This is a genomic window from Corynebacterium provencense (genome assembly GCA_900049755.1).
Classification (GTDB): domain Bacteria; phylum Actinomycetota; class Actinomycetes; order Mycobacteriales; family Mycobacteriaceae; genus Corynebacterium; species Corynebacterium neomassiliense.
The window spans coordinates 615,108-629,509 of the sequence record LT160592.1; the positions used below are offsets into that span (position 1 = coordinate 615,108).

The following is a 14,402-nucleotide window of genomic DNA, read 5'->3' on the forward strand; positions in this document are numbered from 1 at the left end:
GCAGCCCTACTCCCCTGCAGCTGTTGTCGTACCGAACTGCGCCGGAGCACCCGCCACCGGCCGGGCCTGAGAACCGGCCGCCCCGGAAGGGGCCAGGATACGGCGGGCACTCCAGATAGCCTCCGCGACAGCCAGCCACGCCACCGCGTGGGCGACGGTGAAGAGAAGAGCCTTGAGGATGCTGTAGACGGCGTCCACGTCATCCTCACCCGCGGTGAACAGAATCACCAGCGGGTAGAGCATGCCGAGAGCGATGACTGCGAGGCAGGCGAGATACACCTTCGACTGGCTGCGGGACCGCCCCTCCACAGAGATCTCCGCAGACCCGAACTGCTTCGTCTGCGACACGGGTGCGGCGGCAGGCTGCGGCCCGGAAGCTCCCCCGTAACTGCCGGCGGCGAAGCGGCTGCTGAAATCGGTGGAACTGGAACTGCCCTGCGCGGGCTGACTGAACGGCGTCGCCCCGTAAGACTGGCTCGCATCCGCTGCACCGGCAGAGGAGGAACCGTACGGGGAGGCCGCAGAGGCGGACGAGGAAGCAGAATCAGAGGACACTTCGGAGAAAGACGAAGATGCCGACGAGGTCGGGAAGCTCTCCTGGCCCGATGCCCCGGAGACCGGGTTCCGGGAGGACAGAGACTCCGGGAACGTGGGGGATGACGGGGAAGCAGGGGCAGGATGTGAGGAGGAACCGGAGGGTACAGAGGGTGCGCTGTCAGCGAGACCGTGCAGCCACCTGACGTCGACCACCCCGTCCGGCCCTGCGAGAGCCGCCTCGTAGGTGTCCCGCTTCACTGGGTCGGAGAGGATCGCCCGGGCAGTGGCCAGCTGGTCGACCTCCGGGGAATTCTGCTGGTAACCCTGCCCCAGCAGAGTGTTTATCCTGCTGTCCAGCAACTGGCCGATCTCCGCCGGTGGCATGTCCTTGTCCAACGCCAGCTCGGTGTACAGGTTGTAGTTGGGCATCTGTGTCCGCTCACTTCTTTCGTCGTCTCCGGTTGTCGCCGGGTTTCTCCGGTGCTCAGAGGTAGTGTCCGGTTCCCACCGGTAGTTACCCTCAGTGAACTCTAATACACCCGGCACCGTGCCCGACAGGGGTGTCAGCGAACTGTCAGCACACCGGAATGTTCCGGATGTCGGACTCTGCCGTGGCCGAAGCCAGCAGAAGTGAGTAACGGTCCTTCCCCTCCTGCTGGGGCAGCACCACCCGCGCGGCACCGCTGCCCTGGTCCACAGCCCCGGTCCGGATTGCACAGTCTCCCGACAGCAACGTCGTCAGATCCGCCGCCGAACCGTACTTCTCCCGGTCTCCTGCACTGCCGAAATCGGCGACCACAAGGTTGCGCGACGGTCCCGAGCACAGGATCCGTCCGAATTCACCGGGCCCCGGCGAGGCCTCCGCGCAGGACAGACCCGACCATCCTTTCCGGTTCTGCCGGTCCGGGATGATCCCGGGGAACGCCGAGGCGACCCCCTGTGTGCTACCTGACCAGGCCGGATACCGGACCAGGCCACTGACCGGGTAGGCGACGGCCGGAACCAGGACCGCCACGACAAGAAGCACCGCCGCCGTCCTCCCCCGCCTGTGGCCCCTCCTGAGCCGACCCGGCTCCACATCCCGGGAGGGACCCTGCACCGGAACGCCGACCCGCCTCCCCACCGGATGCGGCAGCGTCTCCGGACGAACTGTCTCCGGACGATCTGAGGGAACCGGGGCGGCACCGCTGCTTCCACCGGCACCGGCCACCGCCCCGACGGAGGCGGACAAGGCGCCGAGCATGGCAGTGGCAGTCGGATACCGGTCGTCAGGACGGTCCGCGAGAGCTCTCTCCAGGACCGCTCCGACCGCAGCCGCCCGGGGCCGGTCCCGGACAGCCAGGGCAGTGGAGGGCAGTCCGGGGTAACGACGGGCGTAGTACCAGGCGTCCTTCCCCGTCAGCTCACGCATGGACCGCAGGGACAGCATCTCGAAGACAATGAGGGAGAGCGCGTACAGGTCGACCGACGCCCCCGCCACCGGGCCCTCGCCGGTGACCTCACGGAACAGCTCCGGGGCAAGATAGGAGTCGGTACCGACGAGAATGCCCTCCGAGGTCACACGGGTGGCGTCCTGGGTCAGGCTGATACCGAAGTCGGTGAGCACTCCGGCCGGCCACAGTGACGGCTGGTCCGGGACAAGAATGTTCGCCGGCTTCACGTCCCGGTGGATCACCTGCGGCTGCATCCGGTGGATCGTGTCCAGGGCGTCCGCCACCGGGGTGAGCAGGTCCACCACCTCAGCCACTGTGAAGGGCCTCTGCGCCTGACGACGCCGTGCGATGCGGGTGCCCAGGTCCTCCCCCGGCACATGGTCCATGATGAAGTAGGCCACGCCGTCCGGCGACGTGGTCGCCGAGTGGACACCGACGACCGCCGGATGCCTCAGCTGCCCGAGAATCCGGCTCTCCTGACGGAAACGGTTGAGAGAGGAAGGGGTGGCGGCGAAACTGGCGAGCACCTTCACCGCCACCCACCTGTCCAGGTCGCCGTCCCAGGCCCGGTACACCCGGCCCATTCCGCCGCGCCCGATCTCGGTCAGCCTGTCCAGTCCGTGACGTTCGCGCAGGTAACCCAGGAAACCTGTCCAGGCCCGGTCGCCGGGTGCCGGCGAGGTGTCGGTGCCGGCACTGGTGCCGGGGTCGGTACCGGTGTCCATCCGTCCCCCTGTCCTAGAACGTTCCACGGCTCTTCAACGACCAGTAGTTCTCCTGCGCGTACCGGGCGAGAGCGAATCTACGGGCCGGTGCATTTCCGGTACGTGCAGTAAACCCGGGGACCCCGTTGGCCTCCAGTGTGCGGCACAGGTAGTCGATCTTCGTGTTGACCTTCTTCTGGGACCAGCCGAGAATCCTCTCGAGGTCGCGGACAGCGGGCACCCTGTCCATACCGGCACCCGGACTGTCCACCAGCGGCTGTGCCAGTGCCCGCAGCAGCAGCCTCTGCTCGGTGTTGGGCGTGAACCGGCCCACGGTGAGGTCGTCGGACGCCACCGGGGCAGGGTCGGGCGGCTGCAGTGTCCGCGCCACCGTGAGGTGCAGTTCGTAGGTGCACAACGACGTCGCGAAGACGACGGAGGACAGTCCCGGCGGAAGCGGGTGGCTGGCACCGGGGCCGACCAGCAGCTGTGCGAAGGAGTTGTGTCCCCGGGGGTGGACTGTCGCACTGATCCGTGACCCGTGGTTGGTGACCGTCCACGTGGGACCGTCCGACCAGAACTGGAGGAACTTCCGGTGCATGAACTCGTCGTCGTCCCCGACAGCGAACTCCGCCGCCCTTCCGGTCGTCAGCTGCTGGCCGGGGTTGAGGACGACACACTGCCCGACCAGGTCGTCGACGACCAGCTGGCCCGGAAGAATCCCACGTCGCACCGTCGCACCTCTCCCTGATCAGGTGATTCTTATCTGTACTGCTGCCTCTGACAGGGTCATCTTAGCTGACCGGTCGGAACCTGCGACTCATCTCTCCAGTTCATGGGCCAGGGTGGACAGTTCGCCGCCCCCGGCCATCTCCAGGGTCAGCTCGTCGAGCGTCACCTCGTCGCGGGTGGCGTCCATCTTTCGGTGTCCGAGGTTCAGCAGGACAAACCGGTCCCCCACCATGTACGCGTGGTGGGGGTTGTGGGTGATGAAGATGACGCCGACGCCCTCATCACGGGCAGCGGCGATGAACCTGAGCACCATGCCCGACTGCTTCACACCCAGAGCCGCGGTAGGTTCGTCGAGAATGATCACCCGGGCGCCGAAGTACACGGCACGGGCAATGGCGACGACCTGACGCTGCCCCCCGGACAGGGAGGAGACCGGGACCGCGACGTCGGGAAGGTCCACACCCATGCGGTGCAGTCTTTCCGCGGTGATCTCCCTCATCTCCGCCTCGCGCAGCATCCCGAAGCGCCCGGTGAGTTCCTGGCCGAGGAAGAAGTTCCTCCACACGGGCATCTCCCCCACCACAGCGAGGTCCTGGTAGACGGTGGCGATACCGTGGTCCAGGGCGTCGCGGGGCGAACCGAAGGTGACCGGGGTGTCGTCGACCAGCATCTCTCCCTCGCTCGGACGGTGGAGCCCGGCGAGGATCTTGATGAGCGTCGACTTTCCCGCCCCGTTGTCACCGAGGACGCATGTCACTGTTCCGGCGTCCACGGTGAGACTGATGTCCGTCAACGCCCGGAAGGCACCGTAGGTTTTCCCGATACCCCGGAGTTCGATGATGTGCCCTGACACCGGCGGTACCGGCGTCACTGGGGTCACTGACGTCATTTGCGTGCCTCCGTGAACTTCGAGAAGGAGTTGTTGGACAGGACGGCGAGGAGCAGGACCGCACCGACGAAGAACTTCAGCCAGTCCGGGTTCCACCCTGCGTAGACGATGCCCTGTGTGGTCATCCCGTAGATCAGGGCGCCGACAGCGGTGCCCACGGCGGTGCCCTTGCCTCCCGTCATCGCCACTCCTCCGACAACTGCGGCGATGATGTAGAAGAACTCGTTGCCGACTCCCTGACCTGCCTGGATGGAGTCGAAGTTGTACAGGTTGTGCTGCCCGACGAACCAGCAGGACGCCGCGACCACCATGAACAGGATGATCTTCACCCGGTCGACAGGCACCCCGACTGCCCTTGCGGCCGACGGATTCCCCCCTACGGCGAACACCCAGTTGCCGAACTTCGTGCGGAACAGGACGACGTGGGCGACCAGGACGAACAGCACCCACCACAGCACGGTGATCTTCACACTGACCCCGAAGACGGAGAAGGAACCGGCGAAGATCCTCCGGCAGATTTCAAATCCCTGCATGTCGGAGATAGTGGGGGTGGCGACCGCGTTGGTGATCATCTTGGTCACCGCAAGGTTCAGCCCCTGGAGCATGAGGAACGTGGCCAGGGTGATCAGGAAGCTCGGTACCCCGGTCTTGGTGACCATCCACCCGTTGAAGAATCCGACCGCCAGGGCCACCGCCAGCGCCAGAAGTGAACCCACCCAGGTCTGGAGGTGCCAGTTGTAGCTCATCATCGACGCTGCAAGTGCGGTCGTGGTCACGGCGACACCCGTGGACAGGTCGAACTCGTCGGCGATCATGAGCAGGCCGACGGCGAGAGCGACGATGCCGAGCGTTGACGCGGTGTACAGGACCGTCGCGAAGGAGTCGAGCGACCGGAAGCTGGGCGCCACGACCATGAACAGGACGAAGACGCCCACCGCGCCGACGATGCTCGCCAGTTCGGGCCGGCGGAGGACCGCGGTCACCCCGTTGCGGGTCCGCGGGACACCGCTGCCGGTGGACAGCTTTTCCGTGGCGTCCCCGGTGCGGTCCACACGGTCTGTCGGGCTCATCGCAGGCCCTCCTGCGCCGCGTCGGCGATGACGTCGACGTTGGTGGCGTCGACGAAACTCGGTCCCGTGTACACCGGACGACCGCCGCCGACCGTGGTGCCGTTGCGCTTCGCCAGCCAGAGTGCGTCGACGGCCATGTATCCCTGAAGGTAGGGCTGCTGGTCGATCGCGAAGTCGACCCTGCCGTCCCGGATGGCCTTGACCAGTTCGGCGTCCGTGTCGAAGGTGGCGATCCTGATGTCCTCTCCCGGTGTACGACCGGCCTCGGTGGCTGCCTGGGCGGCCACGAGCGAGACCGGGGCGACGAGGTTCATGATCCAGTCCACCGAAGGGTCCTGTGCCAGCTTCGCCCTGATGGTGGACTGCACGGAGGTGAGTTCCTGACCGTTGACGTAGAGCGTCTCCGTCTCCCCCGCGGAGCCGAGTCCCTTCTTCACACCGGCGCACCTGTCCTCCTGGGACTGGTTGCCCTGCTCATGGATGACGCACAGGACCTTCTTCGCCTTCTCTGTCCTGAGCCGTTCCCCTGCCTTCTCTCCCGCGACCGACTCCTCCTGGCCGAAGAAGCCGGTGAGCCCGTACTTCGTGTACTGCTCCATTCCGGCGTTGAGACCGACGACAGGAATGCCGGCGTCGACCGCCTTCTCTGCCACCGGGCCGACCGCCGACGGGTTCGGCATGGTCACTGCGATCCCGTCCACCTGGGAGTCGATGGCGGTCTGGACCAGCTGTGCCTGGTTGGGTGCCTGCGGATCGGCACTGTAGCGCAGTTCGATGTTGTCTTTCTGCGCGGCGTCCTCCGCCCCTTTGCGCACCAGGTCCCAGAAGGTGTCCCCGGGGGCACCGTGGCTGACCATGCTCACGACGTAGCGGGGGGTGTCCACGGTTCCACCACCGGACCCGCTGCCGTCGCCGCGTGGTGCCCCGCCGGTGGACGAGCAGGCGGTGAGCGTCGCTGCAAGCAGTGCCGCCGTGGCGACGGCGGCGGTCCTGAAAGTCTTCACGTGAGTCACAGATCGTCAGTCAAGGCTCCCGCGCGCAGCAAGTCAAACCGACTGACCTGCATGTTTACCGATACAGTTGATCGGTACAGTGCTTCCCACCTGCACCGGAGCATGGTCAGCCACCGGAACTGTCCGGAACGGTGTGCGCCCGGCGGTGCGGCCCACGACCTGCCCGGCAGTCCCCCGGTATCCTCGGGCGCATGGAACAGCACGAACCCGTCGACCCGTTGCCGGAACGGATCGACGACTCCCGGCGCAGCGCGCTCAACGACAGGCTCACACTCGCCGTCGGGCAGGGCAGGATCGACCTCGGGGAGTTCTCCGAACTCAGCGACGCCGTGTGGGGGATCACAGATCCTGCACAGTTCGGACGACTCGAGGAGATGATCTCCGGGAGAACCTCCCCGACCGACGGCACCGGCCTGGACAGGCTCGCGGAGAAGGCCGCCACCGCCACGGGACCGGGGAACGTGCACACCGGACAGGTGTCCCCCGGCGCGCCGGCACCCGTGCAGTCACTCTGGTTCGGTGACCTGCACCGCAGGGGAGACATGCAGCTCACCGGGCACCAGGGATACCGGCTGGTGTTCGGCGACCTCGACCTCGACCTCCGGGAAGCCACCTTGACGACCCCCGGCACCGTCATCGAGGTCAACTCCGTGTTCGGGGACATCCGCATCACCGTGCCGCCGGGAGTCGCCGTGGAGAACCGCATGACCCTGATCCTGGGCGACGTGAAACTGGACCAGAACACCCGCAACATGCCCGGAGCACCCACAGTGACAGTCACAGGCAGGTCAGTGTTCGGCGACCTCGAGGTCCGGGTCGCAGATCCCGGCGCGAGACCCGGATTCCTGCAACGGCTCACCGGACTGTGACTCCTGTGCACCACGGAGGAACGTTGCGGCGCAGATCAACGCGGTACAGATCAACGCGGTACAGATCAGCGTGACGCGGTGCCTGTGGACGTCACAGACACCTGCCCGCGACGACAGCCAGATCGGCGACCAGGCGGTCCATCTCGGCGTCATCCAGCTCATGCACGGTCAGCCGCACACAGGTCTCCTCCGCCCCGCCACCGCCGGCACCGGCCACCCCTGCCCCACGGCCGGCCGCGCCCGGAACAGGGCGCCGTCGCGGACTATCCAGCCCGCGGATCTGAGCTCCCGCGTCGCCGCCGTGGAAGGCACTCCAAGGTCCACCCAGATGTTCAGCCCGTCCACGCTGGGCGAACTGAGCCCCGCCTCCGCCGACTTCCCGAGGAACACCCGGTTACGCGACGCATAGTGCGCTGACGCCCGGGAGAGCTGACTTCGGACGGCACCGTCAGAGAGCATGGCGGCAACCGTCCGCTGCAGAAGATGACTGACCCAGGTGGTCCCCCCGTTGATCCGTCGGGACAACCGCTCAGCGGTCTCCGGATCCGATGCTACGAGGGCTGTCCTCAGGTCCGGACCGAGCGACTTCGACATGGACCTCACCAGAGCCCAGCGGGGGTGCCCGGCCGGGATGACGGTCTCATAGCGCGAGCGGGACAGTCCCGCGAACTGGTCGTCCTCGACCACCAGGACGCCCGGATGCTCCTTCAGCACCTCGCGCAGCGCAGACGCACGCCCGGGAGTGAGGCTGACACCGGTCGGATTGTGCGCCCGCGGAGTACACACCACCGCCCTGGCGCCCGCTGCGAGTGCGTCACGCAACGGCTGCACCTGCATGCCCTCACCGTCGACGGGGACGGGAAAGACACGGTACCCCGCCAGTCTGGTCGTCGTCCCGGAGCTGAGGAAGCAGGGGTCCTCCAGTGCCACGGCGTCTCCGGTGACGGTGACCGTGGCGAGCAGACGTTCAATGGCGTCGACGGCGCCGGCGGTGACACTGATGACGGCGTCCTCCGCCCTGTCGGCGAGATCGGGACCGAGCAGGCGCAGTGCGACCCGACCCAGTTCAGGGTGGGTGGCGGAGGTGCCGTACAACGGTGGCGGAGCGGGGCTCAACCTCACGGTGGCGGGGTCCGGGAGGAAAGTGGCGTCCGGATTGCCGTGGCCGATGTCCACCAGTGTTCCCGGTGAGCCGATGCCCGGACCTCTGGCCGCCCCCTCGGTAACCGTCCCGGGCACGCCGGCGACGGTCGTTCCCGCACCCCGCCTGCTCACTGCCACGCCCGCGGTGACCAGTTGACGGTACGCGGACTGGACGGTGTTGCGGTTCACCCCCAGGGTGTCCGCCAGACCCCGGACCGGGGGCAGCCTGTCCCCACCGGTGAGGACGCCCCGGTCAACGAGATCGCGGATACTCTCGACGATTCCCGCGGCGGTGGAGCCGCTGATCGGCAACGGCAGATCCCCGGCACCCGTCGCCGCACGTTCCCCCGTTTCCGGTACAGGTCCCAGAGCTGACTGCGGGGTGGACCGGGAGGGGGACGCTGACACAGTTCCACTATGCCACAGCCCCCGGCCCCTCAGTCACTGCTCGCCGGTCACCGCCCACCGGTCACTTCTCACCGATCAATTCTCGCCTGCCACCTTCTCGAGTGTGGGGCGCAGTTCGTCGAGTGCCCAGGCCCGCAGCAGTGAGCTCGGCTGTGCCAGTCCGAGCACCATCGCGTAGTCTCCCTCGATCATCGTCCCGTTCTTCACCTGGGGCAGGTCAGCGAAGGTCGGGTTCTTCTCCAGTGCGGCGATTCCTTCGGGGGCGTAGATCACCGAGAAGTCGGCGGCGAACTCGTCATACTGTTCCGGACTGACGACGTAGGCACCGCTGGCCGCGTTGGGCTCCTTTCCGAGGATGGTGGACGGCAGGGTCATACCGAGGTCTCCCAGGAAGGAGTTGGACGCCTCGGTCGGGTCGGGAGAGGTCCCGATCTTCCCCTCCCCCTGGTCTCTTCCGATCCACCCGGTCTTCCCCTGCAGACCGGAGAGCTCTTCGCGTGCCCAGGCGAAGAGGTCGGCGTCCCCGTCGATGATCTTCTGGGCGTCGTCACTGCGGTTGTACAGTTCACCGAGCTGGGTGAGACGCTCCTTCCAGGTGGCCTGCGTCGGGTCCTGCGAGGGACCGTTCAGGGTCGGGGCGATGTCTGAGAGACGGTCGTACTCGTCCTGGGAGTCGATCCAGTAGATGTCTCCGATGATGACGTCGGGGTCCGCCGCAGCGATTTTCTCGACGTCGATGTCGCCGTAGGTGGCGACCATGATCTTGTCGACCCCGTCGAGCTTTCCTGCCCTCCACGGCGCGTTCTCGTCCTGTTGGGTCATGACCACAGCGGTGGGGGTGATCCCGAGTGCCAGGACATTGTCCAGGGCACTCGCTGTGACGACGACGCGCTCAGGGGCGACGGGGTAGTCGGCGTCCCCGAAGGCGCTGTGGAGCTTGACGGTGGTGCCAGCCGCACTCCCGGTGCTGGTCGCCGTCTCGGCCCGGTCAGTGTCGGAGCCGCTGTCGGAGCCGCTGTCGGAGCCGCAGGCGGCAATGCCGGCGACAAGTCCGAGGGACAGGGTGACTCCGGCGGCAGTCCGTATGAAATGCCGGGTACCTGATACTGACGGTGCTGACGGTGCTGACGGAACGGACATGTGGGCTCCTTCGACGTTGTGGACGGTGAAGTCCGTGGAGGAGGTGGACCACTTCCTCCACGGATATTCCCGTGAGAGCAGAACAGCGAACACTGTTCTTGATTAGGTTACCGTTGCCGTCCCCGATTGAGAACAGGTGTGACAGTTAACCTCACCACTGAGCCTGCCGGACCGGGACGCCGCGTCACAGCGCAGGCCAGTTCCGTTCCAGGCCGTCGATGATGAAGTCCACCTTCAGGTCGACGAAACCGCGGTCGGCCCAGGAGTCCTCCGGCTGGATCGGATGGGAGGCGTCGGTCCGCTCTTTCGCGCGTTCGAGCCCCGACTCCCCTGACTCGTCGACGGACCGCATCGCCTCCACTCCGAGGCGGCAGGAGAACACCGTGTCCCCGATGAAGTCGAGGGCGAAACCGGCCTGCCCGACCGTCCTTCCGTGGGCTGCGAGAGCGTCAGCGTAGGCTGCGGCGACACTGCCGATCCTGGTGAAGGCCGCCGGATACGAGTAGACGACCTGCACCAGCCCCGGAAACACTCCGCAGATCCGCCAGCATTCATCCGCCCACAGTCGGCAGATCTCCTGCCAACTCATCCCTGGCCGGGGAAGTGCGACCGCGGAAGCCACACGGGACAGGCAGGCGTCGAGGAGGTCGTCACGGGAGTCGAAACGGCGGTAGACGGCGGAGGTGACCACTCCGATCTTCGTCGCCACCTCGGCAAGGGTGAAATCAGCTATCCCGGCGTCCAGCGCCGCATCAATGACATCATCCCTGGTGAATGAGGGTTTCGGTCCCGTCTTCTTTCCTGCTGTTCTGCCGGTTCCCATGGGCACACCCTATCGTGGCTACCGTTCGACCAGTCGCCATCCCCGGGCATCGTGCAGCCGACTCCAGAACCTGGTGTAGGTCCCCCCGGAGGCGAGGAGCTCCTCGTGGGTCCCCTCCGCCTCGATGGTCCCGTCCGCGGAGAGAAGGACGATCTTGTCCGCGCGGGAGATGGTGTCCAGCCGGTGGGCGACGACAAGTACGGTCGCCTCCCTGCGCAGCTGCTCGACCGAGGCGACGATGTGTGCCTCGTTCTCCACGTCGAGGGCCGAGGTGGCCTCGTCGAGCAGAACTGTCGGTGCCTTCTTCAGCAGTGCCCGGGCAATGGCGACGCGCTGCCTCTCACCGCCGGACAGTGCCCTGCCACCCTCACCCACTCTGGTGGACCAGCCGTCGGGAAGCCTTTCTGCAATGTCCGTCACCCCGGCCAGGTCGGCAGCGTGGCGGATCTCCGCGGCCGGGGCGTCCGGACGTCCCACGGCAATATTGGCCTCCAGGGTGTCGTCGAAGAGATAGACGTCCTGGAAGACCATGGACAGTTGTGACATGAGCTGGGTGGTGGTCTGCCGGGTGACGGGGACACCACCGACAAGGACCTCGCCGGCGTCGGTGTCGTAGAACCGTGAAATCAGTTTCTCCACCGTAGTCTTGCCTGACCCTGAAGGACCGACCAGAGCGACCATGGTTCCCGAGGGCACGGTGAACGAGATATCGCGGAGCACCGGGGTGTCCCCGTAGCCGAAAGTGACGTCGCGCAGCTCAATCGAGCCCGGATCGTCCAGCTCGGCCGCCTGTTCAGGCTCAGGCAGAGGTTCGGCGGTGAGAACCTCGTCAATGCTGTCGAGGAGGGGCCGCCTGGTCTCCAGCCCCATGGCACTCTGGGTGATGGAACTGAGCGTGGAGGTGAACTGCAGTGCCAGGCCGATGAACGCGAGCGCGGGAACAGGGTCCAGGGCACCGGAGACTGCGAGCGAGCCTGTGACCGCGATCAGCGCGACGATCACTCCCTGGGTCACGGCTCCGGAGAGCATCATGCCCAGGATCTCGCTCCACATCGAGCGTTTCTTCGATCTGAGAGCGTTGTCCATGGCCTCCGTGAGCGGGACGAAGTTCTCGCTGCGTCCACAGGAACGAAGCGCCCCCTGGCACTGGGCGTACTCCACGATACGGTTCGCGAGAGTCTCCTCGTCCGGTTCGTGCATCCTGTCCCCGTGCCTGGCCAGCGCGGTCGAGCACAAGGTGATGAGGATGAACACGGGAACGGAGAGGGTGAGGACGAGTCCGAGCAGCGGATTCCAGAACCAGGCTGCGACGATGACGACCACCGCGGTGGCGAGTTTCTGTACCAGGGGCCCGATCATGTGCGCGAAGATCTCACCGGTGGTCATCAGCTCCGCCGAGACCATCCGGGACAACCGTCCCGCCAACGGGCGTGCGAACCATCCCAGCGGCTGCCTGGACACCCTGTCCCCGACCAACCGGTGGATACTACGCAGGAAGTCCAGGGCGACCGCGTAGTTCAGCTTGTTCATCAGGAAGTTGCATCCCACGCTGCACAGGGACAGGACGGCGAAGACGATCAGCCAACCGCCCGTGGACAGCCCCCACCATGCTTCGTCCGCGGCGAGCGACGAGATGGCGGGAAGTACTGCAGCCAGTGCCAGACCCTCGATCAGCCCTGCCACGGCGCTGACGCCCAGAGCGGGAATCATGGCCTTCGGTTCGGACACCATCCGGCTCATCCGGGGGACAATGTCAGTCAACGGGAGTTTCATGCGTTCACCTCGGTGTCTGTGATGCGTCCGTCGGCGACGCGGATGATGCGGTCCACCCCGGCGACAGCTTCAGGACGGTGGGCGATGACCAGGACGGTCCGCCCTTCGGCGAGCGCCGACAGTGCCTGCTGGATCTCGTACTGGGACTCAGGGTCGGTCAGCGCGGTAGCTTCGTCGAGGATGAGGACCGGAGCGTCCACCAGCAGGGCCCGGGCGATGGCGATGCGCTGGGCCTGGCCGCCCGACAGGCCCGTGTCCGATCCGTAGATCGTGTCGAAACCGTCGGGAAGCGCCTCGATCTCGTCGAGGACATGGGCCGCGCGGGCTGCCGCCCGGACCTGCTCGTCGGTGGCGTCCGGCCTGCCGAGTGCGATGTTGTCCCGGATACTCACGGACACCAGCTGCGGGTCCTGGAGCACGAAGCCCACCCTGGAGTAAAGGTCGGCGATGTTCCGAACAGGGACTCCCCCGATGCTCACGGTTCCGGAGTCCGGGTCGTCGAACCGGGCCAGGAGAGTGGCGATGGTTGACTTACCCGAACCGGACGCACCGACCAGAGCGGTGACCTTCCCTTCCGGAAGAGTGAAGCTCACGTCATCGACGGCAGGTTCCCGGGAACCGGGATAGGTGTAGGTGACATGGTCGAAGACAACATCTCCCGATGCGGGGACTCTCCTCTCACCCTCCTCCGCATCCTCCAGGACAGGGGTCTCCAGCAGCCCGAGCAGGCGCAGTGCCGCCGCACCGGCGATCTGGCGTGACCAGGTCGCACTCATCATGGTTTCCAGGGAATAGGGGACGAGCAGCGCTATCAGCGTTGTGGCCAGGACATCTGCTGCCCCGACCTGCCCTCCGTGGACGAGCAGCATACCTCCCCCGAGGTTGACGAGAAGGATCAGGGGAATCGCCAGGAAAGACTGGCCCAGTGCAGACACCCGGATCAGCGGTTGACACCAGCGCCAGTAGAAGTCGTAGAACTCGTCCGCCGACCGCTGGTAGGCACTGTGGGCACGACCGACCCTGCCGAACGCCTTGACCACGGAGATCCCGGTGACGAACTCGACCATCCGTGCCGAGACGTCACCGAGCTTCCGGTCCATCTCGACGGTCTTCTCCCCCATCCCCTTCATGGTCACCGACATTGCGCCCATGTACAGGGGAATCACCGCGACCGACAGAAGCCCCAGCCGCCAGTCCACCACGAAGGCGTACACCATCAGCGCGAGAGGCATGACGATCGCACTGGTGCCGTCCACCGGCTGATGTGCGATCAGGTAGTGGACGGTACCGATGTCATCCTGGAGGCCTTTCCTGACCCTGCCGGAGTTCGTGGAGGTGAACCAGCTGAGCGGGACCTTCGAGAACCGCCTGACCATACGGAGCCTGATGTGGTGGCCGAGCGCGATATCCGCGAAATGGGTGATACCCAGGGCCAGGAAGTAGGCGACGAGCCGGCCGGTGAAAGTCCCGACGAGGATGAGAAGCCAGCGGTTCACGGCGTCCTCGTCCACACGGTCACCTTCCCCGCCGGCCTCGATGAGCAGGGCCCCGATCTTCACCAGTGCAACGTAGGGGAACACGGCCAGGACCGCGGAGACCACGGAGAGCAGACGCCCTGCCAACAGCCTTCCGGAGACGGGTCGCAGCAGCTCCTTGAGCGCGGCCGCCCCCGCCTTCTGTTCCTGCCGGTTGTCCTCCACCGTCGGCGCCGCCGGCTCCGGAGCCGGGTCTTCTGTGTGACCGGACATGGTCCTCCTCAAAGGGTTGCGGTACCTAACCGAGAATCCCAGTCACAATAGATCGTCGGTGGCCTCCCCGCAATACCCGAGACCCCTGTCCACCCCTCCGCCGTGCCCTCTGCGGTTCCG

Annotated in this window: 12 protein-coding genes; 1 reads left to right on the top strand and 11 read right to left on the bottom strand. The window is 66.3% G+C overall.

The genetic code is table 11. The features are described from left to right. Positions 1–6: 6 nt before the first annotated feature. The 6 genes from BN3906_RS02735 to BN3906_RS02760 all read right to left on the bottom strand — a co-directional run bounded on the left by BN3906_RS02735 (position 7) and on the right by BN3906_RS02760 (position 6,378). A complete protein-coding gene (locus BN3906_RS02735; RefSeq protein WP_066583762.1) occupies positions 7–966 on the bottom strand; it encodes a hypothetical protein in 960 nt (319 codons plus the stop codon). A 145-nt stretch (positions 967–1,111) separates the two neighbouring features. Then, positions 1,112–2,695, bottom strand: coding sequence for a serine/threonine-protein kinase (locus BN3906_RS02740; RefSeq protein ID WP_066583765.1), 1,584 nt, complete (start codon positions 2,693–2,695; stop codon positions 1,112–1,114). 13 nt (positions 2,696–2,708) lie between these two features. Next, on the bottom strand, positions 2,709–3,407 hold the full coding sequence (locus tag BN3906_RS02745) for a hypothetical protein (RefSeq protein WP_066583767.1): 699 nt from the start codon (positions 3,405–3,407) through the stop codon (positions 2,709–2,711). Between the two features lie 87 nt (positions 3,408–3,494). Then, on the bottom strand, positions 3,495–4,295 hold the full coding sequence (locus tag BN3906_RS02750; RefSeq protein WP_066583769.1) for an ATP-binding cassette domain-containing protein: 801 nt from the start codon (positions 4,293–4,295) through the stop codon (positions 3,495–3,497). Further along, positions 4,292–5,365 (bottom strand): ABC transporter permease, encoded by a 1,074-nt coding sequence (locus BN3906_RS02755; protein WP_066583777.1) that lies wholly within the window; start codon positions 5,363–5,365, stop codon positions 4,292–4,294. The genes BN3906_RS02750 and BN3906_RS02755 overlap by 4 nt, the downstream gene beginning before the upstream one ends. Further along, positions 5,362–6,378, bottom strand: a complete 1,017-nt coding sequence (locus tag BN3906_RS02760) for a sugar ABC transporter substrate-binding protein (protein WP_078057059.1) — start codon at positions 6,376–6,378, stop codon at positions 5,362–5,364. The genes BN3906_RS02755 and BN3906_RS02760 overlap by 4 nt, the downstream gene beginning before the upstream one ends. A gap of 191 nt (positions 6,379–6,569) precedes the next feature. Between BN3906_RS02760 and BN3906_RS02765 the strand changes: the two genes are divergently transcribed. After that, complete coding sequence (locus tag BN3906_RS02765; protein ID WP_066583782.1) at positions 6,570–7,247, top strand: LiaF domain-containing protein; 678 nt, start codon at positions 6,570–6,572, stop codon at positions 7,245–7,247. 168 nt (positions 7,248–7,415) lie between these two features. Here the strand turns inward: BN3906_RS02765 and BN3906_RS02770 are convergent, their stop codons facing one another. The 5 genes from BN3906_RS02770 to BN3906_RS02790 all read right to left on the bottom strand — a co-directional run bounded on the left by BN3906_RS02770 (position 7,416) and on the right by BN3906_RS02790 (position 14,282). Further along, a complete protein-coding gene (locus BN3906_RS02770) occupies positions 7,416–8,798 on the bottom strand; it encodes an aminotransferase class I/II-fold pyridoxal phosphate-dependent enzyme (protein ID WP_261796811.1) in 1,383 nt (460 codons plus the stop codon). A 75-nt stretch (positions 8,799–8,873) separates the two neighbouring features. Then, entirely contained in the window at positions 8,874–9,938 is a 1,065-nt protein-coding gene (locus BN3906_RS02775) for an ABC transporter substrate-binding protein (RefSeq protein WP_078057207.1), read from the bottom strand. A gap of 184 nt (positions 9,939–10,122) precedes the next feature. After that, positions 10,123–10,761, bottom strand: coding sequence for a TetR/AcrR family transcriptional regulator (locus BN3906_RS02780; protein WP_066583785.1), 639 nt, complete (start codon positions 10,759–10,761; stop codon positions 10,123–10,125). A gap of 18 nt (positions 10,762–10,779) precedes the next feature. Further along, positions 10,780–12,534, bottom strand: a complete 1,755-nt coding sequence (locus BN3906_RS02785) for an ABC transporter ATP-binding protein (protein ID WP_066583789.1) — start codon at positions 12,532–12,534, stop codon at positions 10,780–10,782. Then, positions 12,531–14,282, bottom strand: a complete 1,752-nt coding sequence (locus BN3906_RS02790) for an ABC transporter ATP-binding protein (protein WP_066583791.1) — start codon at positions 14,280–14,282, stop codon at positions 12,531–12,533. The genes BN3906_RS02785 and BN3906_RS02790 overlap by 4 nt, the downstream gene beginning before the upstream one ends. Between the last annotated feature and the right edge of the window lie 120 nt (positions 14,283–14,402).